Below are 18,641 nucleotides of genomic sequence, written 5' to 3'. Positions count from 1 at the left end.
CAGCCGATGGTTCGCAAACTCGCCTATTGGGTCGAGCTCGACGCTGCCGACGAGGAGGCGCTTCTCAATCTCCCGCATCGAACGAAGAACCTTGAGCGGCACGGCTATATCGTCCGGGAAAGGGAGCAGACGACTCATTCGTGCGTGTTGCTTTCCGGCTTTGCGATCCGGCACAAGATCGTTGCGGGCGGGGCGCGGCAGATCGTCGCCGTGCACATGAAAGGCGACATCGTAGACCTTCAGAACTCCTTCCTGGGGGTCGCCGATCACAGCGTGCAGGTGCTCACAGATAGCGAGGTCGCGTTCATCCCTCGCGAAGCCGTCAAGACGCTGGCGTTCGAGCGCCCGAACGTCGGGGTGGCGATGTGGTACGACACGCTTGTCGACGGTTCGGTGTTTCGGGAATGGATCGCCAATATCGGTCGGCGGGATGCGCATGCCCGGATAGCGCATCTGCTTTGCGAATTCTCGCTGAGGTTGAAGGTTGCCGGGTTAGGGGAGGCGACCGAGTACGAGCTGCCGATGACGCAGGAGCAGATTGCCGACTGCACGGGCCTGACGCCGGTGCACGTCAATCGAACCCTGAAAGCGCTTGAAGCCGAAAACCTGATCACGCGTCGAACCAGCCGCTCGATCACCATCGGGGACTGGCGCAAGCTGGCGGAGGCGGGTGACTTCGACAGCAATTATCTGCACCTGCGCGCGCAAGAGCCCGCGCTGGGCTGACGTCCGCTCCTCACCAGAAGCTGAAATTCCTCCCGTGTTCCTTTATCGCTAGTTCGAGCGCCACTGCCGTTGTCGCCGTGTTGCCTGGTAAGGTGTGGACGACGGCCGACCAGCTTCGGCCCGGTAAGGTGAGAGGACCGCGTGAACGCCCTGATCGGACTGTTTGGGACCCTCTCGCTCCTGCTGCTTGCAGGTGGCTTGATCGGCATCCTCGATCGCCGGCGCTTCGCGCCGCGCTGGCTTCTGCTCGCCGCCCTGCTTGTCGCGATCAACGACGCGCTGCTCACCCGCTTCTACGGCACGATGCCCAACCTGCTGGCGGGCAGCGACTGGAACTGGCAAGGCAAGCTGCTCGCCCTGGCCGGGAGCCTAGCGATTGCGGCGCTACCTATCTTCGGATGGCGGCGCGTCGGCCTGACGCTCGCCCAGGCCCCGGGCAGCCTCAGGTCCGCTGTCCCCGTCCTCGTCCTTTACTGCGCATTCTTCCTTGCGATCGCGCTGGCATTCCCGAGTGAGCCTGCGAGCGGCGACGACATCGCCTTCCAGCTCACCATGCCGGGGCTGGAGGAGGAGATATTCTACCGCGGGATCCTGCTGTTCGCGCTCGATCGCGCCTTTGCCGGCCGGGTTCGCTTCCTCGGGGTCGAATGGGGCTGGGGCGCCGTCCTGTCCTGCCTCCTGTTCGGCATGACGCATGCGTTCGGCTTCTCGGACGGCCATTTCTCGCTCGACCCGCTCGTCATGGCGCTGACGGCGCTGCCCGCGTTTATCGCCGTCTGGCTGAGGCTGCGGACCGGCAGCCTCCTGCTCCCGATCGTGATGCACAATTTCGGGAATGCCGTATCGATGGTGGTTTGAGCCTGCTTGTCGGCCGCCTGCTACCGGACCTCGGCTCGCCAGGTGGTAATATAGTCGATGCTGCCCCGGCACTCGCCCATCGCTTCGGCGTGCACGAGTCGGAAGCGCGTGCCGTCCCAGGCGAAATGATCGCCACTGCCGCAGTCGCCGAGCCCGCGACCCTTGAAAAAGGTCGACAGCCGGCGCGCCTTCGCATCCCAGCCGGCGTTGGCCAGGGGATCGGCCGCGCCGCCGCCTGTCGGGTCGAAGGTGGCCGGTCGCGCGCGGCCGGCTTCGTCGACGATCCAGGCGGAGTACATGAAATTGTAGGCGCCGTTGCCGCAGGGGTGCGAGGCGAGCACCAGGCTGTGCCGCGCGTCGAGCCGGCCGCCTTCGATGCTGAGTTCGTTCGCATATTCGCACACCGTTGCCTCGCGCCCGAGCAGCTGGCGCACCCGCGCCTTGCCGAGCGTTCGGGCCGGCCTGGATGAAAGTGCAGGCTGGCGGACGACGGGAAGCGCCGGCGAGCGCGGGACGGCCGTGGCGGGCTTGGACCCGGGCCGGGCGAGCGCCGTCACGGTGCCGAGCCGCCCCTGTTGCTCGTCCATGTAGAGCAAGGCCGCGCTTGCCCCTGCCGGTGAGAGCGCGGCGAGCCGCTTGCCCTGCCGGTCCACCAGTGCCGCCTCGCCCGCGTCGAGCAGGGCCTTAATGAAGCCCGCGGCGTCGCGCGGGCGGAGCGAGGCGTCAGGCCCTTCCTCCAGCTCGAACAAGCGGCCGCCGACACTCACGGCGTGAGCCTTGGCTTCCGGAGGATCGATCGACAGTTGCGGCGCCGCGCCTGGCTCCGCGCCGCGGCGGATCGACATGGTGGTCGCCTCCGCATCGGTCTCGGGCATCAGCCCCACGGCCTGGCACGCGCGTCCGTTGTCGCAGCCGACCGTCCAGTCCCTGAAGGTCTTGAGTTCGCCCGGCTTCGGCGCCGCCGCCGCGGCGAGCAGGGCCAGCAACAGGCTCACCGCTCGCTCTTCTCGATCTTGCCGCCCTTGATAACGACGTCGACATCTTCGAGCTGGCGGATGTCGGCGATCGGATCGCCATCGACCGCGATCATGTCGCCGAACCGGCCCACCGCGATCGCGCCGACATCCTTTTCGCGCCCCAGCGCCTGCGCCGCGTTGCTGGTCGCGGCCTGGATCGCCTGCATCGGCGTCATGCCGAACCGCACCATCACTGGGAACTGCCGACCACCTAGCCCCGCCGGATAGACGCCGACGTCGGACCCGAACACGTGCCGCGCGCCGAGCTGGACGGATCGCCGGAACGCCTCGCGCTGCCGGGTGCCGACGATGCGTTCCTTGGCGAGATTCTCCTCGAGCACGCCGTTCTTGGCGCCTTCGGTAAGCGTGTAATCCGTGTTGTAGATGTCCATCGACAGCCAGGTGCCGCGCTCCTTGGCCATCCGGATCGCCTCGTCGTCCAGGAAGCTGGCATGCTCGATCGTGTCGATGCCGGCGCGGATCGCGGCCTTGATCCCGTCCGTCCCGTGCGCGTGTGCGGCGACCTTCATGCCGAGCATGTGCGCCTCGTCGGCCGCCATCTTGAGCTCTTCATAGGTCATCTGCTGGGCGCCGGGATCGGTGTTGCGCGAAAAGACGCCGCCCGTCGCGCACACCTTGATCACCTGCGCACCGAGCTTGCGCAGCTCGCGCACCTTCTTGCGCACCTCGTCCGGGCCGTCGGCGACGCCGGGCGCGGTCCGCGCGCGCGAGGGCTGGTTGGTGTTCTCGTCGCAATGCCCGCCGGTCGCGCCGATCGGAGACGTGGCGGCGATGATCCGCGGCCCGCGCAGCTCGCCAAGCTCGATCCCCTGCCGCAGCGCCACGTCGAGATAGCCGCCCGCGCCGACGCTGCGCACCGTCGTGAAGCCCGCATCCAGCAGCTTCCCGGCATTCGGCACGCCCATCACCAGGAAGAAATTGTCGGTAAATTCGAGCGTCCGGTAGCCTTTGACCTTCTCGGACCCGCCAAGATGGACGTGCATGTCGATCAGGCCCGGCAGCAGGGTTTTGCCCGGCAGCTCGATCCGCTTCGCCCCTTGCGGCGCCGCGTCGCCCTGACGCCCGACGGCGGCGATCCGCCCGTCGGTGATCACGACCTGAGGCCGATCAACCGCTCGCCCGGCGAGCACGTCGATCATCCTGTCGGCGGTGACGACGACAGTCTCGGCCCGGGCCGCGCTCGCGCCTAGCAGCAGCGCGACCGCCGCAAGTAAATGCCTCTTCATGTCAGCCCCTCGCCGAAAGCTCAGTAATGGACCGCCCGCCCGTAAGCGTCGAGCACGCTTTCGTGCATCATCTCGGACAAGGTCGGGTGCGGGAAGATGGTGTGCATCAGGTCCGCCTCGGTGGTCTCGAGCTGGCGCGCGACGACATAGCCCTGGATGAGCTCGGTCACTTCCGCGCCGACCATATGCGCGCCGAGCAGCTCCCCCGTGGTCTCGTCGAACACGGTCTTCACGAAGCCCTCCGCTTCGCCGAGCGCGATCGCCTTGCCGTTGCCGATAAACGGGAACTTGCCGACCTTGACCTTGTAGCCGACCTCCTTCGCCTTGGCCTCCGTGAAGCCGACCGAGGCCACCTGCGGCCGGGAGTAGGTGCAGCCCGGGATGTTGCCGGTCTCCATCGGATGCGGGTTCTTGCCGGCAATGGCCTCGACGCAGATCACCCCCTCGTGGCTCGCCTTGTGGGCAAGCCAGGGCGGGCCGGTGACGTCGCCGATCGCGTAGATGCCCTCGACGTTGGTGCGGCCATAACCGTCAGTGACGATGTGCCCGCGGTTGGTCTCGATGCCGAGCGCCTCCAGGCCGATATTCTCGCTGTTCGGCACGATCCCGATCGCGATGATCGCGTGGCTGAAGACCTGCGGTCCGCGCTCCTTGATGGTTGCGGTGACGCCGCTCGAGGTGACTTCCAGCTTTTCCACTCCCGACGAGGTGTGGATGGTCATGCCCTGCTTGGTCAGCGCCTTGTGCATGAAGGCGGAAACGTCGGCATCCTCGACCGGCAGGATGCGGTCGAGCATTTCGACGATCGTCACCTTGGCGCCCATGTCCGAATAGAAGCTGGCGAACTCGACCCCGATCGCGCCCGATCCGATCACCAGCAATTCGGTCGGCATCACCTTCGGCACCATCGCGTGCCGATACGTCCAGATCCGCTCCCCGTCCGCCTTGGCGAACGGCAGGTCGCGCGCGCGGGCGCCGGTGGCGATGATGATGTGCTTGGCTTCCAGCACTCGCTCGCCCACCTGCAGCTTGCCCGCGCCGGCGAGCTTTCCCTCGCCTTCGACGACGGTGATCTTGTTCTTCTTCATCAAGCCTTTGACGCCGCCGTTGAGCTGGCCGGCGACCTTGCGGCTGCGATCGACGATCTTGGCGAGATCGAAGCTCGGTTTTTCCGCCACGAGGCCATAGGCGGAGGCGTGGGTCAGATAATGGTTGATCTCGGACGTCCGCAGCAGCGCCTTGGTCGGGATGCACCCCCAGTTGAGGCAGATTCCGCCGAGCTTCTCCCGCTCGACGATGGCGACTTTCATCTTGAGCTGCGCCGCGCGGATAGCGGCAACGTATCCCCCGGGCCCGGAGCCGAGGACGATGAGGTCGTAAGTATCAGGCATGGGATGCTCCGCTAAGCCCCTCTCCCCTTGTGGGAGAGGGGTTGGGGAGAGGGGTGCGAGCGTCGCGGCTCGACGCCGCGGCGCTCGCCTCCAGCGCTGACACGATCGTCGTCAGCACGCCCTCTTCATTGGTGAGGATGTCGTTGTTCCAGAAGCGCAATATGCGAAAGCCCTGGCTACATAGCCACTCGTCACGCCCGCCGTCGCGCTCTGGTCCATGCTGTCCGCCGTCAGCTTCGACGATCAGCTTCGCCGAATAGCAGACGAAATCCGGCCGGTACGGGCCGATCGGCGGCTCACGCCTGAATTTCCAGCCGCCTAGCCGCTTGGCCCGCAGGATCAGCCAGAGCCGATGCTCCGCGTCAGTCGGGTGACTTCGACTGTGCTTGGCTGCGCCAAGCGCGCTCGCCCGCTGCGCAGCCGAGCGCCCCCCTCTCCCCAACCCCTCCCCCACCAGGGGGGAGGGGCTAGGATGCACCACTCCCTTCAAGGGAGAGGGGCTTGTCACGCAATCATCCCCAGCGGGCTCTCGACCAGCTCCTTGAACCGCTTCATCAGCGCAGCCCCGTCGGCGCCGTCGATCGCGCGGTGGTCGAAGCTGCCGGTGGCGCTCATCACGGTCGCGACGGAAAGCGCCCCGTCCACCACATAAGGCCGCTTCTCGCCCGCGCCGATTGCCATGATCATGCCCTGGGGCGGGTTGATGACGGCCTCGAACTGTTTGATGCCGTACATGCCCATGTTCGACAGGCTGGCGGTGCCGCCTTGATATTCATGCGGCTGCAGCTTGCCGTCGCGGGCGCGGGCGGCGAGGTCCTTCATCTCGGTCGAGATCGCGCTGAGGCTCTTGCCGTCCGCGTTCGGGATGATCGGCGTGATGAGCCCGGTCGGCGTCGACACCGCGACCGAGACATCCGCGCGCTTGAAGGTGACCAGCTCGGTGGGCGTGTACATGACGTTGCACTTGGGCTCGTCCATCAGCGCGACGGCGAGAGCCTTGATCATGAAGTCGTTGACCGAGAGCTTGACGCCGCGCGCGTCCAGGCTGGCGTTGAGCTCGGTCCGGAGCTTCAGCAAAGCGTCGAGCTGGATGTCGACCGTGAGATAGATGTGCGGAACCTGCTGCTTCGACTCGGTGAGCCGGCGTGCGATCGTCTTGCGGATGTTGGAGAGCTTGGCGACCTCGTGCGGGATGTCCGGGATCGTCTGAGCCGCCGCGGGTGCGGGCGTCGGGGTGGGCGCGGCGGCAGGAGCGGGAGCAGCAGCCGGCGCTGCGGCGGTGACGGGTGCGGCGGCGGGCCGCCCCTGCGCTCCGTCGATGTCGGCTTTGACGATCCGCCCGCCCGGCCCGGAGCCCGTCAGCGCGGAAAGGTCGATCCCTTTCTGCTCGGCCAGGCGGCGGGCGAGCGGGCTCGCCTTGACCCGCTCGCCCGAATCGGCGCGCGGCTGCGCTGCCTGAGGCTGGGCGGCTGCGGGAGCCTGGTTCGTTGCCTGCGCGATCTGCTGGTCTTCGGCCGGATTGGCGCCATAGCCCTTGACGTCGGGCTGCGGCGTCGGCGTAGCGGGCTGGCCCGCGCCGGTTTCGCCCGCGCTCGTGTCGACGGGTTTGCTCGCGGCCGGTGCCGCCACGGAGGCATCCTCGCCCTCGCCTGCGATGATCGCGATCACGGTCCCGACCTTTACCTCGTCCGTGCCTTCCGCGACCAGGATATTGGTGATCGTGCCTTCGTCGACCGCTTCGAACTCCATCGTCGCCTTGTCGGTCTCGATTTCGGCCAGCAGGTCGCCGGACGAGACGGTGTCGCCCTCCTTCACGAGCCATTTGGCGAGCGTGCCTTCCTCCATGGTTGGCGAGAGGGCGGGCATCTTGAGTTCGATCGGCATGGGTCGCGTTTCCTCCGGCCGGGGCGGCTCGTCCAAAGCGCGTTGAGGGAGGCGGGTCAAGCCTGAGCCGCGACCCGCGCGGCCGGCCAAGGCGGGCGCACTTGCGCCCGCGCCGCTTCTGACGCAGCTTCCGGGGCCAAAGCCGAAGAGGAGCGGATGCGCGTCTACCTGGTCGTGATGGATGAAAGCGCCGAGGCAGGCGCCGCGTTGCGCTATGCGGCCCGCCGAGCCGCGCGAACGGGCGGCCGCGTCGAGATCGTGACGGTGATCGAGCCCACCGAGTTCGTGCAATGGGGCGGGGTTCAGGCCGCCATGGAGGAGGAAGCGCGGCTGCGAGCCGAAGCCATGGTGCTGAATGCGTCCAGCGCGGTCGCGGAGGAGACCGGGATCGAACCGAGCGTGACGGTGCGTCAGGGCGATCCTGTCGAGGAAGTCACGCGGTTGCTGCGGGAGCGCGAGGAAGTGGCCGCCCTGGTGCTCGGCGCCGCCCCCGAGGGCGGACCGGGGCCGATGGTCAGCCACTTCGCGGGCTCGGTCGCAGGTACGCTGCCCTGCCCGCTGATCATCGTGCCCGGCGGAATAGCTTCGGATATCGGACCGGGCTGAACGGTCTTTGTCATTCCCGCAAGAGCGGGACCCCAGACGAACTTACCGCCCCCGCAGCTTGCGCTTGTACAGGCGCCGCGGCGGATGCGAGCGGGTTTCGTGGTGCACGACCCGCTCCTCCACGGTCGGCGGGTAGGTCGTCGTGGTCGTGATCGTCTCGGTGATCATCCCGCCCGAGCAACAGGGGCCAGAAGCATAGCCATGCCCGCCACCGGGATGGCCGACCGGATAGGTGACATCGCGATCATCCCAGCCATGCTCTCCCTCATCGCCACGATGATCCTCGTACATGGGTCCGTCCACATCCTCCCGATCCCACTCGCCAGGGTGATCGCGCAGATCCCCCATCCGTCGCCGAACGATCACGCGGTCTGGTCCGTGCACCATCGGCCCCTCCCGATGACGGCGCACGATCACGCGGGCCGGGCCGTCCGCCATATGCTCGTCCATCTCACTCCGAATCTCGAATTGCGCCGGCCCTTCGCCCGTTGACCCACCCTGACGGCGAATCACGAAGCTGCGGGGAGGCGGCGGGAGTTGGCTCGCGCGGGGCGGTATTGGCAGAGGAGGCGGAACGGCTTCGGCGCGCCTTGCGGGCGAAACCATCATCGGCGGGGGCGGCGTCACAGTGCGCTGCGTCACGATCGGTTGCGGAGCGGCGCTCGGCCCCACCGGCGCCATGCTCGGCGCAGGCGCGGCCTGGTTGCGCCAGGTGATCCCGGCGGGCGGCGTCGGCGCGGCCGGCGCCGTGGGCTGCGCGATCGGCGCGGGAGCTTTGCCGGCCTGCGCGGCGGTGGCCGGCTTCTTCAGCGGAACCTCCGGCGTCCCTTCGTACCGATCGGCCGGCGAGACGGTCTGCGCCAACGCCCCGGAGGAAAGCGCGCTCGCCGCCGCCAATGTCAGAATCGCCAGCTTGTGCATGCCCATCGTCCCCTTTTTCGCCGCGCAGCCGCTGCGGCTGGGCTCCCGCCAAAGTAGAGTTTGGCGGGTGCCCCGGGCCGGGCCGCGCTTCGGTCTTACCGCTGGGGCGGAGCCGTTTCCACTCCGGCAAGACGCGGCGCAATCCGCTGTGCCAGTCTGATACAGAAGTCGCGGTCGACGGCGTCGAACCGCGCGACGCGAGGACTGTCGAGGTCGAGCACGGCGATCAGCCGCGCGTCATGCTCGATCGGCACGACAAGTTCGGAGGCGGAAGCGCTGTCGCAGGCGATGTGGCCCGGAAAGGCGTGCACGTCCTCGACCAGCTGAGGCTCCCGCGTCGCCGCGGCCGTCCCGCACACACCCTTCCCGAACGGGATGCGGATGCACGCCGCCCGCCCCTGGAACGGCCCGAGCACCAGCTCGCCCTCCACGTTGCGGTAGAAGCCAGCCCAGTTCAGGTCGGGCAGACTTTCCCAGATCAAGGCCGCCAAGTTCGCCATGTTCGCGATCGCGTCCGGCTCCCCGGCCGTCAGCGCATCCGCCGCCTCGATCAGCTGCCGATACAGCTCCGTCTTGTCCGCCGCTTCGATCTTGAACTCGTACATCGCTTCCTCAGTCCAGCCGGACCTTGCCGCGCCCTTGCTTGACCGCAGCCCGGCCCTTCTTCTCGTCCACCCGCTTCGCCTTGGCGGCCCGGCTCGGCCGCGTCTTCACTCGCTTCGCCTGCACCACATGGGCATCGGCGATCAGCTTGGCCAGCCGCTCGCGCGCATCCTGCCGGTTCGCTTCCTGCGTCCGGTAGGTGCGCGCCGTGATCACGATCTCGCCGGCGCCCGTCATCCGGCTGCCGGCCAGGCTCTTCAGCTTGGCAAAGGCATGGGGAGACAGGCCCAGCTTGAACACGTCGCACCGCAGCTGGCATGCGGTCGCGACCTTGTTGACGTTCTGCCCGCCCGGGCCGCTCGACGCGATGAAGCTTTCGCTCAGCGCGTCCTCTGGCACCAGTTCAGGCATCGACGTCGCCAAATCCCGCGTAACCGAACGAGGGCGGCAAAGGGGCGCGCGCCTCGATCGGTGGCTTCGCGCCGCGCTCCAGCCTCAGCCCAAGCGCATGAAGCAGCATCGGACCTCCTGAACGGGTCGAAGGACGCCCGTAAACCGGATCGCCGACGATCGGCAGCCCGAGCCCGGATGCCGCGTGCACCCGCACCTGGTGCGTTCGCCCGGTCTCCGGCTCGAACAGCAAAGCCGAACGGCCATTCCGCTCGGCCACTATCCGCCAACGCGTGGCCGCCATCTTGCCGCCGGCGTCCGGCACCATCCGCCAGCCCTCTTCCTTGGACGATATCTTGGCCAGCGCCATGTCGATCCGGCCGTCCTGGGCGTCCGGCACGCCCTCGACGATCGCGAGATACCGCTTCTCGACCGCACCGGCCTCGAACGCCTGTTGGAAGCGCTTGGCAGCCTTGGGGTTGCGGGCCAGCAGCAGGCAGCCGCTCGTATCACGGTCGAGCCGGTGCACCGGCTGCGGCTCGCGTAGAAAGCCGAGCCGGAAATGCACGAGATAATCCTCCAGGCTCTCGCGGGTGCGCGGCCCCGGATGCATGGCGAGCCCGGCCGGCTTGTCGATCACCAGCGCCTCGCCATCCTCGAACAAAATCCGGTCCTGCCACATGATGCTGCTCTGCCTCGGCTGTTGCAGCGGCGCAACGTCCGTCGGCCGACTCGCATTGTCTACCGCTTTACGAGTAATTAACCTTTTAAGTTCACTTATGGCGTGATTAATAAAGGTTACCGGGCAGCGTTCAGACCAACAGGTCGGACCTTCCCTAACAAGGGGCGAACGATATGCGTGTGCTGCTTATTGAGGATGAACCGACCACCGCCAAGAGCATCGAGCTGATGCTGACCAGCGAAGGCTTCAACGTCTACACCACCGATCTGGGCGAAGAGGGCTTGGACCTCGGCAAGCTCTACGATTACGACATCATCTGCCTGGACCTCAACCTGCCCGACATGCACGGTTATGACGTGCTCAAGAAGCTGCGGGTCGCCAAGGTCGGCACGCCGGTGCTGATCCTGTCCGGCATCAACGAGATGGACTCAAAGGTCCGCGCACTCGGCTTCGGCGCCGACGATTATGTGACCAAGCCGTTCCACCGCGACGAACTCGTCGCCCGCATCCACGCGGTCGTGCGCCGCTCGAAGGGCCACTCCCAGTCCGTGATCAAGACCGGCAAGCTCGCGGTCAATCTCGATGCCAAGACCGTCGAAGTCGACGGCAGCCGCGTCCATTTGACCGGCAAGGAATATGCGATGCTGGAGCTGCTCTCGCTCCGCAAGGGCACCACGCTGACCAAGGAAATGTTCCTGAACCACCTCTACGGCGGCATGGACGAGCCCGAGCTCAAGATCATCGACGTATTCATCTGCAAGCTGCGCAAGAAGCTCAGCCTGGCTTGCCAGGGCGACAATTACATCGAAACCGTCTGGGGCCGCGGCTACGTGCTGCGCGATCCCGAAGACATGGAACAGTCCAAGGTCGCTTGAGACCAAGCGGGGCCGGCTGGCGAAAACGCCGCCGGCCCGCTATATTGAGAACGTGGCTGAGCCCACGAACCTCGTTCTAGAACATCTGCGCGCGATCCGCGTCGACCTTGCAGCCGTGCGCGAAGTTCAAGGAGAGCATGGCTTACGCCTGACGGAGTTGGCGGTCGGGATCGCAGGGTTGCGCCGCGATCAGGCGCACGACGCCGAAATCGGCGGCTCGAGCTGAGCGACGGGTGACGATCGCCCAAAGCTTCGAAACATCACGTCGGCACGGCCTCGCCTTTCCGGAAGCCAGCGAAGACTTCCCGTGGGGCCACACCGCGCTGAAAGTGCGGGGCAAGACCTTCGTCTGGCTCAACGCCGGCGAGGCCGCCTTGAGCATGACGGTCAAGCTGCCGGTCAGCCGCGATTCGCCGAGAGCTTCGACTGGGCCGAGCCCGCCGGCTACGGCCTTGGCCGCTCCGGCTGGATCACCGCCAGGTTCGGGCCGGATGACGAGCTCGAGCTCGACCTTCTGAAACGCTGGATCGCCGAGAGCTACCGCGCCGTCGCGCCGAAAAAGCTGGGCAAGCTGCTCCCGGAATAACCTCTTCCTTCGCGTCCCGCCGCTTGCGCTGAACGGGATCAGTCCCGCAGCAGCTCGTTGATGCTGGTCTTGGAGCGGGTGCGCGCATCGACGCGCTTGACGATGACGGCGCAGGCGAGGTGCGGCGCGCCGGGCTTGCCCGGGAGAGTGCCGGGAACCACCACCGAATAAGCGGGCACGCGGCCCATGAAGGTCTCTCCGGTATCGCGGTCGACGACCTTGGTGGAGGCGCCGATGAAGACGCCCATCGAGAGCACCGCGCCTTCCTCCACGATCACCCCTTCGGCGACTTCCGAGCGGGCGCCGATGAAGGCGCCATCCTCGATGATCACCGGGCCGGCCTGGAGCGGCTCCAGCACGCCGCCGATCCCGGCGCCGCCCGAAATGTGGACGTTCCGGCCGATCTGGGCGCAGCTGCCGATGGTCGCCCAGGTATCCACCATCGCGCCTTCGCCAACCCGGGCGCCGATGTTGACGAAGCTCGGCATCAGGACGGCGCCAGGGGCGATGTAGGCGCCGCGGCGTACGATTGCGCCCGGCACCGCGCGAAAGCCCGCCTCGCCGAAGCGGGCGGCGTCCCAGCCGAGGAACTTGGACGGCACCTTGTCCCACCACAGGGCGCCACCGGGGCCGCCGCCGATCGGCTCCATCGGATTGAGCCGGAAGCTCAGCAGCACGGCCTTTTTCAGCCACTGGTTGACGGTCCAGCCGTCCGGAGCTTTTTCGGCAACGCGCGCCGTACCCGCATCGAGCGCCTCGAGCGCCGTTTCCACCGCGTCCCGGACCTCGCCCTCGGTGCCCGGCCCGACCCCGTCCCGCTCCTCCCAGGCCCGATCGATGATCGTCTGCAGCGCGTCGCTCATTGGTCCCCCGTAGCTTCGGCGAGCCAGGCGCCGATGTCGTGCGTGTGGAAATCGATATGGTCGGGATCGGCCTGGTTGCTGGCCTGTTCCGAGCCGTTGTCGACCCAGACGGTGACCATGCCGAGCGCCTTGGCGGGCTTGAGGTTGCGGGCCATGTCCTCGGCGAACAACGCGTGCGTCGGATCGATGCCGTGGCGATCGCAGAGCAGTTGGTAGGCGCGCGGATCGGGCTTGGGCACGTAGCTCATCGCGTGGATGTCGTGGAGGCCGTCCCACAGATTGGCGAGGCCCAGCTTGTCCAGCACGCGCCGCGCGTAGGTCTCGTCGCCGTTGGTGAACACGAACTTACGCCCCGGCAGCCGGTCGATCAGCGCGACCAGGTCGGGATCGGCCGAGATCCGAGCGAGATCGATATCGTGCACGAAATCCAGGAATTCGTGCGGATCGATCTCATTGGCCGTCATCAGGCCCGACAAGGTCGTGCCATGTTCGTGAAAATAGCGCTTCTGCAGCGCGCGGGCCGCTTGCCGGTCGAGCCCGAAGCGCTGCTCGACATAGTCCGTCATGCGGTGGTCGATGAGCTCGAACAGGTTCGCCGAGGCCGGATAAAGGCAATTGTCGAGGTCGAATATCCAGTTCTCGACATGGCGAAGGGCGGGGAGCATGCTGGCCGTCCTTTAGAAAGGAATTCACCTTCAGCAAATTGTAAGTATTTGGCCGCTATTCTTATTGTGCAAAATAGCTGAGAAATCCGCGACTTAGAGGACGCGCATGAACCGTCGGCACGCCAGAAAAGCACTTTTGTTGACGACTTGCGTCCTTGCCTTGACGCTGGCCGGCTGCGGCGGCGGAGGCACGTCGACCCCGCCCGCGCCGGTGTCGAGCCTGCCGCCGCCTGCACCGCCGCCGCCCTCGCCTCCACCGCCTCCACCGCCTCCCCCACCTGCTCCCGCGCCGACGCCGAGCCCCACGCCGACCAGCGTCAACTTCAACGATTCCGAATACCAGCGGTCGAACGGCGCGGTCGCGGCCGGCGCGATCAGCGCCTACAATGCAGGCGGCACCGGGCAGGGCGTGAAGATCGCCGTGCTGGACGGCGGCATCAACCCGAATCTGGCCGAGTTTGCGGGCCGCATCGATCCGGCCAGTGTCGATCTCGTCATGAACCGTCCCATCTCCGACACGGAAGGGCATGGCACCGCCGTTGCCGCGATCGCGGCCGCCGGCCGGAACGGCGGCCAGATCCAGGGAGTCGCTTTCGCGTCGACCATCCTTGCGCTGAACTCGGCCGACCCGAACAATTGCGACAAGGACGATGGCTGCCAGCATAGCGGGAGCGCGATTGCTCAGGGCATCGATCTCGCCCGCACGAACGGCGCGCGTGTCATCAACATCTCGCTCGGCGGGGAGGGCGCAAGTTCCGCAGTCCTCCAGGCGGTGAGCCGTGCGACTCAGGCGGGGATCGTGATCGTCGTCTCGGCCGGCAACGACGGCACCAAGGCCATCGGCAGCAATCCAGATGATTTCGCCGCCGGTCTTGCCGGTGCGGGCAACGGGCTGGTGATCATCGCCGGCGCCCATGACAGTGCGCGCAACATCGCGGGATTCTCAAACCGCGCGGGCACGGGCCAGCAGGTTTATCTGGCCGCCCTCGGCGACCGCATCCGCTCGTTCGACCATACCGGACAGCCTTTTCTATTCTCCGGCACGTCCTTTTCGGCGCCGGTGATCAGCGGCGCTGCGGCGCTGCTCGCCAGCGCCTTTCCGAACCTCACCGGGCGCCAGATTGCCGAGATCTTGCTCAACAGCGCCGACGACGCCGGGACGCCCGGCACGGACGGCACGTTCGGGCGCGGCATTCTCAACATCGGGCGCGCTTTCCAGCCGCAGGGCCAGACTTCGCTCGCGGGCAGCCAGGTCGCGATCTCGACCGGCAGCAACGGCCAGGCCTCCGGGCCGATGGGCGACGCCACGGGCGCGTCGGTCGGCGCGATCGTGCTCGACGGCTATTCGCGCGCTTACCGGCTGGAGGTCGGCTCGACCCTGAGCCGCGCGCAGCAGGAGCAGCCGCTCGCCCAGTCACTTGGCGGCGACTTGCGCACCGCTTCGGCGGCGGCCGGCAAGACGGCGGTGACGATCACGGTCAACCGCACGCTGACCAACCAGCCCCGCATCAACTACGCCTATCTGGGCTTGAGCTGGGAGGATGCGCGGCAGGCGAGGGCGGTGGCGGGCATGGCGCTGAGCGAGCTCAGCCCCAGCACTGCCGTGGCGTTCGGCTTCTCGGAGACTGGCCGGACTCTCCAGCAGCGGCTGACCGGGCACGATCAGAATGCCTTCCTGGTCGCGCGCGATCCGCTCACCCGCAACGGCTTCTTCGCCGATGCGAGCAGCAGCGCGGGTATCCGCCACTTGCTCGGCCCGGTCGGCGTGACCGCCACCAGCGAGCGCGGGCGCGTCCACAATCCCGGCTTGGTGCGCCAGGTGCAGGACCCCGCCTACACCATCAACACGGTCGCTTTCGACCGGCGGTTCGGACCGGCCCTGGTGTCGGTCGGGGCGTCACGGCTCGACGAGCAGGAGACCATGCTCGGCAGCCGGTTCAGCTCCGCCTTCTCGAGCCGCGGCGCGTCGAGCGATTTCTTGGACGCGAGCCTGTCCTACGATCTCGGGCGCGGCTGGGGCGCCTTTGGCAGCTATAGCCGCGGCTGGACGCGGATGGCGGGCACCGGCGCGCTGGTCAGCGAGGGCCGGCTTTCGACCGACGCGTGGGCGTTCGACCTGGCCAGGGCCGGCGCATTCTCGCCAGGCGACAAGCTCGCCTTGCGGGTGATGCAGCCGCTTCGCGTCAGCTCCGGCGGGTTCGATCTGTCGGTGCCGACTTCCTATGATTACGCTACCGGCGCGGTGGGTTATGAGAACCGCCAGTTCAGCCTCGCCCCGACCGGGCGGGAGATCGACTACGAGCTGGCCTACAACGCCCGCGCGTTCGGCGGTCGGCTCGGCGCCAACCTGTTCCTGCGCACGGAGCCGGGACACATCGAGGCGATGGACAGCGACCTGGGCGGGGCAATCCGGTTCACGCTGGGGTTCTGATCACCCCAGGCTGACGCCGACTCGCGCCGAGCCCGCTCAAATCTTGACCGCTCGGCCGCCGCCGAAGCCGGCTTCGGTGACGTTGGGAGACTCACCAGACCAGACCTTGCTGAGGCACTGGGCGAGCGCGGTCATCGCGCTCTGGCCGCTGCCGAGCGGCACGTTGCTGATGCTGCGCCCGTCGCGGCTGAACTGCATGCCCTTGGCGGCGACAAATTGGTTGATGAAGGCCTTGCCGCTCTCCTCGCCGATGGGGACGGCGAAGACGAGGCCGGGTCCGTCGCTGTCGATGTTGGTGCGCGACATCGCCGGGAGCTGCCAGGGACCGCTGCCGTCGAAAGCGACCGCAATGGTGGTCTTCTCGCCGTCGCGGAGCGACCAGGCAGCATTCTGGACGAGGAACATGAGATTGTTCTGGCCGGTGCCGGCGACGATCGACACCACCGTGCCGCCCGGCGAGGATGCGTGGACGGCGCAGCCACGATCGCCGCCGGCCAGCTTCCATTGCGCGACGGGGGTGGGAGCGGGCGCAGCCGCGGCGGTCGTGGAAGCGGCAAGAAAAGCAAAAGCTGCAAATGGCTTCAACATTGTGGCTCTCCAACAGCCCGCCGCCCGACCTTGTGGCTGCTGAACCCCCTTGACTTCCCTTTGTTGCGCGTTCGACTCATCCGTTCGTCGATTCGACGGACCGCTGTCCCGGCGTGGAACTAAACCGTGAAACTCTCGCCGCAGCCGCACATGCCCTTGGCGTTCGGGTTTTCAAAGACGAACCCGGCGGTGAAATCGTCCTCGCGCCAGTCCATCCGGCTGCCGATCAGGTACAGGATCGACCCCGCATCGACGAAGAAAGTGCCGCCCGGCGTTTCGATCTTCTCGTCGAACGGCTTGGCTTCGGCGACATAGTCGACCGAATAAGCCAAGCCCGAGCAGCCGCGCCGCGGCGTCGAAAGCTTGACGCCGACCGTGCCTTCCGGCGCCCGCGACATGAGCTCGGCGATGCGAGCCTCGGCTGCCTGCGTGAGGTTGAGCGCGGCGCGTGCTTCGAGACGCCGCTTCGACGGGCTCAGCGGCTCCTTAGCATGAGCGGTGTCTGTGTTCATGATATCTCCCATCGCCGCTCATCCTGAGGAGGGACTGAGCGCAGCCCGGAGGGCGGAGCCGAAGGCCCGTCTCGAAGGACCATCACAGCATCCCCAGCTCTAGCTTGGCCTCGTCGCTCATCTTCTGTGGGTCCCAGGGCGGATCCCAGACCAGTTCGACTTCCGCGTGACCCACGCCGGGAACGGCGCCGACGCGAAGCTCGATCTCGCCCGGCATCGACTCCGCCACCGGGCAATTGGGCGTGGTCAGCGTCATCAGCACCTTGGCGTGGTTCTCGGGGCTGATCTGGACGTCGTAGATGAGCCCGAGATCGTAGATGTTGACCGGGATTTCCGGGTCGTAAATCTCCTTGAGCGCCTCGATCACCGCTTCGTAAAGATCGCCGCCCGGCTCCACGGGCGCGGGCTCTGCGGGCTTCTGAGCAAGGAACCCGGCGAGATAATCCTTCTTGCGCTCGAACGTCTCCGCCACATCCGAGACGCGCGCCTTGGGCGGCGGCGCGACCTCCGTGACTTCCTCGACTTCGATCTTGCGTTGCTCGTTCATCCGAAAATCCTGGTCACCCGCTCGATGCCGCGGACAAAGGCCTCGACATCCTGCCGGCCGTTATACACGCCGAAGCTCGCCCGCGCAGTGGCGTCAACGCCGAGGTGGGACATCAGCGGCTGCGCGCAATGATGACCCGCGCGGATCGCGACCCGGCTTTCGTCCAATATGGTGCCGACGTCGTGCGGATGCACGCCTTCGATCGCGAAGCTGACGATGCCGGCCGAGTCTTCCGGCCCGAACAGCCTGAGGCTGTTCAACGTTTGCAGGGCTTCGCGGGTCTCGCGCACCAATGCGGTTTCGTGAGCGTGAATCGCGTCGAGACCGATGCCGTCGACATAATCGATCGCCGCATGGAGGCCGAGCACGCCGACGACATGAGGGGTGCCGGCCTCGAACCGCGCGGGCGGAGGTGCATAGGTCGTGCCCTCGAAGCTCACCTTGTCGATCATCGCCCCGCCGCCGTGCATCGGCGGCATCGCATCGAGCAGATCGCCACGGCCCCACAGCACGCCGATGCCGGTCGGGCCGTAGAGCTTGTGCGCGGAGAAGACGTAAAAGTCGCAGCCGAGCGCCTGGACGTCCACCGGCATCCGCGGCACCGACTGGCAGCCGTCGAGCAGGATGTTGGCGCCGACGCGGTGAGCCAGATCGACCGCCCGTCGCGCGTCGAGCACCGAGCCGAGCACGTTCGAGACGTGGGCCAGCGCGACGATCTTGTGCCGCTCGGTCAGCATCGCCTCGACCGCGTCGAGATCGATGCGGCCGTCCGCCGTCAGCGGCGCGACGTCGATCACCGCGCCGACCCTGTCCGCGGCCATCTGCCACGGCACGATATTGCTGTGATGCTCCAGCATCGACAGCAGGATGCGGTCGCCTGCCTTGAGGAAGGTGCCGCCCCAACTCTGCGCAACCAGGTTGATCGCCTCGGTCGCGCCGCGGAGGAAGACAATTTCCTCGGCCGAGCGCGCGTTGATGAAGGCGGCCGTCCGCCGCCGCGCGGCCTCAAAGGCGAGCGTCATGTCGGCCGAGCGCTGGTAAACGCCGCGGTGCACAGTCGCGTAGGTCTCGCCATAGCCACGCGCAATCGCGTCGATCACCGCCCGCGGCTTCTGCGCGGTCGCGGCGGTGTCGAGATAGGCCCAGCCCTCCGGGATCGCCGGGAAGTCGGACACGAGGTCGAGCGGCTTAGTCCCTCTCCCTGCAGGGGTGAGGGGGGGACCCGCCGCGTCAGCGGTGGGGGGGTGAGG

At 67.1% G+C, this 18,641-nt stretch carries 22 protein-coding genes; 7 read left to right on the top strand and 15 right to left on the bottom strand.

From position 1 onward, the window contains the following. Positions 1–6 precede the first annotated feature (6 nt). Together VF631_RS11435 and VF631_RS11430 are read left to right on the top strand one after the other, a co-directional pair. On the top strand, positions 7–726 hold the full coding sequence (locus VF631_RS11435) for a Crp/Fnr family transcriptional regulator (protein WP_431850437.1): 720 nt from the start codon (positions 7–9) through the stop codon (positions 724–726). Positions 727–867: 141 nt separating this feature from the next. Further along, positions 868–1,584, top strand: a complete 717-nt coding sequence (locus VF631_RS11430; RefSeq protein ID WP_431850436.1) for a CPBP family intramembrane glutamic endopeptidase, BDIM_20840 family — start codon at positions 868–870, stop codon at positions 1,582–1,584. A 20-nt stretch (positions 1,585–1,604) separates the two neighbouring features. Here the strand turns inward: VF631_RS11430 and VF631_RS11425 are convergent, their stop codons facing one another. Genes VF631_RS11425 through VF631_RS11405 form a run of 5 tightly spaced genes read right to left on the bottom strand, consistent with a single transcriptional unit; the run spans position 1,605 to position 7,122 of the window. Beyond that, positions 1,605–2,579, bottom strand: coding sequence for a DUF1176 domain-containing protein (locus VF631_RS11425; protein WP_431850435.1), 975 nt, complete (start codon positions 2,577–2,579; stop codon positions 1,605–1,607). Beyond that, complete coding sequence (locus tag VF631_RS11420) at positions 2,576–3,847, bottom strand: amidohydrolase family protein (RefSeq protein WP_431850434.1); 1,272 nt, start codon at positions 3,845–3,847, stop codon at positions 2,576–2,578. Before VF631_RS11420 ends, VF631_RS11425 begins: the two co-directional genes overlap by 4 nt. A gap of 20 nt (positions 3,848–3,867) precedes the next feature. Continuing rightward, a complete protein-coding gene (gene lpdA / locus VF631_RS11415; RefSeq protein ID WP_431850433.1) occupies positions 3,868–5,238 on the bottom strand; it encodes a dihydrolipoyl dehydrogenase in 1,371 nt (456 codons plus the stop codon). After that, on the bottom strand, positions 5,231–5,692 hold the full coding sequence (locus VF631_RS11410; protein WP_431850432.1) for an endonuclease domain-containing protein: 462 nt from the start codon (positions 5,690–5,692) through the stop codon (positions 5,231–5,233). Before VF631_RS11410 ends, lpdA begins: the two co-directional genes overlap by 8 nt. Before the next feature lie 50 nt (positions 5,693–5,742). Further along, a complete protein-coding gene (locus VF631_RS11405; RefSeq protein WP_431850431.1) occupies positions 5,743–7,122 on the bottom strand; it encodes a pyruvate dehydrogenase complex dihydrolipoamide acetyltransferase in 1,380 nt (459 codons plus the stop codon). A gap of 156 nt (positions 7,123–7,278) precedes the next feature. Between VF631_RS11405 and VF631_RS11400 the strand changes: the two genes are divergently transcribed. Further along, positions 7,279–7,728, top strand: coding sequence for a universal stress protein (locus VF631_RS11400; RefSeq protein ID WP_431850430.1), 450 nt, complete (start codon positions 7,279–7,281; stop codon positions 7,726–7,728). A gap of 42 nt (positions 7,729–7,770) precedes the next feature. Here the strand turns inward: VF631_RS11400 and VF631_RS11395 are convergent, their stop codons facing one another. From VF631_RS11395 to VF631_RS11380, 4 genes are all read right to left on the bottom strand, one after another. After that, positions 7,771–8,649, bottom strand: a complete 879-nt coding sequence (locus tag VF631_RS11395) for a hypothetical protein (protein ID WP_431850429.1) — start codon at positions 8,647–8,649, stop codon at positions 7,771–7,773. A gap of 95 nt (positions 8,650–8,744) precedes the next feature. Then, complete coding sequence (locus VF631_RS11390; protein ID WP_431850428.1) at positions 8,745–9,254, bottom strand: GAF domain-containing protein; 510 nt, start codon at positions 9,252–9,254, stop codon at positions 8,745–8,747. Between the two features lie 7 nt (positions 9,255–9,261). Next, a complete protein-coding gene (gene arfB, locus VF631_RS11385; protein WP_431850427.1) occupies positions 9,262–9,663 on the bottom strand; it encodes an alternative ribosome rescue aminoacyl-tRNA hydrolase ArfB in 402 nt (133 codons plus the stop codon). Next, positions 9,656–10,324, bottom strand: a complete 669-nt coding sequence (locus tag VF631_RS11380) for an RluA family pseudouridine synthase (RefSeq protein ID WP_431850426.1) — start codon at positions 10,322–10,324, stop codon at positions 9,656–9,658. The genes arfB and VF631_RS11380 overlap by 8 nt, the downstream gene beginning before the upstream one ends. Before the next feature lie 173 nt (positions 10,325–10,497). Between VF631_RS11380 and ctrA the strand changes: the two genes are divergently transcribed. From ctrA to VF631_RS11365, 3 genes are read left to right on the top strand one after another with little or no spacing between them, the layout of a single operon-like run. Then, positions 10,498–11,199, top strand: coding sequence for a response regulator transcription factor CtrA (ctrA, locus tag VF631_RS11375; protein WP_431850425.1), 702 nt, complete (start codon positions 10,498–10,500; stop codon positions 11,197–11,199). Between the two features lie 52 nt (positions 11,200–11,251). Further along, positions 11,252–11,425 (top strand): hypothetical protein, encoded by a 174-nt coding sequence (locus tag VF631_RS11370; protein ID WP_431850424.1) that lies wholly within the window; start codon positions 11,252–11,254, stop codon positions 11,423–11,425. A gap of 7 nt (positions 11,426–11,432) precedes the next feature. Next, positions 11,433–11,717: an MmcQ/YjbR family DNA-binding protein gene (locus VF631_RS11365; protein WP_431850423.1), complete on the top strand. Its 285-nt coding sequence runs from the start codon at positions 11,433–11,435 to the stop codon at positions 11,715–11,717. Between the two features lie 106 nt (positions 11,718–11,823). Here the strand turns inward: VF631_RS11365 and dapD are convergent, their stop codons facing one another. Then, positions 11,824–12,648: a 2,3,4,5-tetrahydropyridine-2,6-dicarboxylate N-succinyltransferase gene (gene dapD / locus VF631_RS11360; protein WP_431850422.1), complete on the bottom strand. Its 825-nt coding sequence runs from the start codon at positions 12,646–12,648 to the stop codon at positions 11,824–11,826. Then, on the bottom strand, positions 12,645–13,313 hold the full coding sequence (locus tag VF631_RS11355) for a pyrimidine 5'-nucleotidase (protein WP_431850421.1): 669 nt from the start codon (positions 13,311–13,313) through the stop codon (positions 12,645–12,647). Before VF631_RS11355 ends, dapD begins: the two co-directional genes overlap by 4 nt. A gap of 139 nt (positions 13,314–13,452) precedes the next feature. Between VF631_RS11355 and VF631_RS11350 the strand changes: the two genes are divergently transcribed. Beyond that, the gene (locus VF631_RS11350; protein WP_431850420.1) at positions 13,453–15,744 is read left to right on the top strand and encodes a S8 family peptidase; all 2,292 of its coding nucleotides are present in this window, start codon (positions 13,453–13,455) and stop codon (positions 15,742–15,744) included. A 36-nt stretch (positions 15,745–15,780) separates the two neighbouring features. On the opposite strand, the gene VF631_RS11345 is transcribed toward VF631_RS11350, so the two are convergent. The 4 genes from VF631_RS11345 to VF631_RS11330 all read right to left on the bottom strand — a co-directional run bounded on the left by VF631_RS11345 (position 15,781) and on the right by VF631_RS11330 (position 18,566). Next, complete coding sequence (locus VF631_RS11345; RefSeq protein ID WP_431850419.1) at positions 15,781–16,332, bottom strand: hypothetical protein; 552 nt, start codon at positions 16,330–16,332, stop codon at positions 15,781–15,783. 119 nt (positions 16,333–16,451) lie between these two features. Beyond that, positions 16,452–16,844 carry a HesB/IscA family protein gene (locus tag VF631_RS11340; RefSeq protein WP_431850418.1) on the bottom strand — a complete coding sequence of 131 codons (393 nt, stop codon included), beginning with the start codon at positions 16,842–16,844 and terminating at the stop codon, positions 16,452–16,454. Positions 16,845–16,926: 82 nt separating this feature from the next. Beyond that, positions 16,927–17,391: an SUF system Fe-S cluster assembly protein gene (locus VF631_RS11335; protein WP_431850417.1), complete on the bottom strand. Its 465-nt coding sequence runs from the start codon at positions 17,389–17,391 to the stop codon at positions 16,927–16,929. Beyond that, the gene (locus VF631_RS11330; RefSeq protein ID WP_431850504.1) at positions 17,388–18,566 is read right to left on the bottom strand and encodes a cysteine desulfurase; all 1,179 of its coding nucleotides are present in this window, start codon (positions 18,564–18,566) and stop codon (positions 17,388–17,390) included. The genes VF631_RS11335 and VF631_RS11330 overlap by 4 nt, the downstream gene beginning before the upstream one ends. Positions 18,567–18,641: the final 75 nt, after the last annotated feature.

Origin of the sequence: Allosphingosinicella sp. (assembly GCF_036387615.1) — a bacterium.
Lineage (GTDB): Bacteria > Pseudomonadota > Alphaproteobacteria > Sphingomonadales > Sphingomonadaceae > Allosphingosinicella.
This window is presented reverse-complemented; position numbering and strand designations above follow the sequence as displayed.

Bases quoted from the DNA above. Each gene is read 5' to 3' on its own strand.
- VF631_RS11435 (WP_431850437.1), top strand. From the start codon at position 7: ATGGTTCGCAAACTCGCCTATTGGGTCGAGCTCGACGCTGCCGACGAG.
- VF631_RS11420 (WP_431850434.1), bottom strand. From the start codon at position 3,847: ATGAAGAGGCATTTACTTGCGGCGGTCGCGCTGCTGCTAGGCGCGAGC.
- lpdA (WP_431850433.1), bottom strand. From the start codon at position 5,238: ATGCCTGATACTTACGACCTCATCGTCCTCGGCTCCGGGCCCGGGGGA.
- VF631_RS11405 (WP_431850431.1), bottom strand. From the start codon at position 7,122: ATGCCGATCGAACTCAAGATGCCCGCCCTCTCGCCAACCATGGAGGAA.
- VF631_RS11400 (WP_431850430.1), top strand. From the start codon at position 7,279: ATGCGCGTCTACCTGGTCGTGATGGATGAAAGCGCCGAGGCAGGCGCC.
- VF631_RS11395 (WP_431850429.1), bottom strand. From the start codon at position 8,649: ATGCACAAGCTGGCGATTCTGACATTGGCGGCGGCGAGCGCGCTTTCC.
- VF631_RS11390 (WP_431850428.1), bottom strand. From the start codon at position 9,254: ATGTACGAGTTCAAGATCGAAGCGGCGGACAAGACGGAGCTGTATCGG.
- arfB (WP_431850427.1), bottom strand. From the start codon at position 9,663: ATGCCTGAACTGGTGCCAGAGGACGCGCTGAGCGAAAGCTTCATCGCG.
- VF631_RS11380 (WP_431850426.1), bottom strand. From the start codon at position 10,324: ATGTGGCAGGACCGGATTTTGTTCGAGGATGGCGAGGCGCTGGTGATC.
- ctrA (WP_431850425.1), top strand. From the start codon at position 10,498: ATGCGTGTGCTGCTTATTGAGGATGAACCGACCACCGCCAAGAGCATC.
- dapD (WP_431850422.1), bottom strand. From the start codon at position 12,648: ATGAGCGACGCGCTGCAGACGATCATCGATCGGGCCTGGGAGGAGCGG.
- VF631_RS11355 (WP_431850421.1), bottom strand. From the start codon at position 13,313: ATGCTCCCCGCCCTTCGCCATGTCGAGAACTGGATATTCGACCTCGAC.
- VF631_RS11345 (WP_431850419.1), bottom strand. From the start codon at position 16,332: ATGTTGAAGCCATTTGCAGCTTTTGCTTTTCTTGCCGCTTCCACGACC.
- VF631_RS11340 (WP_431850418.1), bottom strand. From the start codon at position 16,844: ATGAACACAGACACCGCTCATGCTAAGGAGCCGCTGAGCCCGTCGAAG.
- VF631_RS11335 (WP_431850417.1), bottom strand. From the start codon at position 17,391: ATGAACGAGCAACGCAAGATCGAAGTCGAGGAAGTCACGGAGGTCGCG.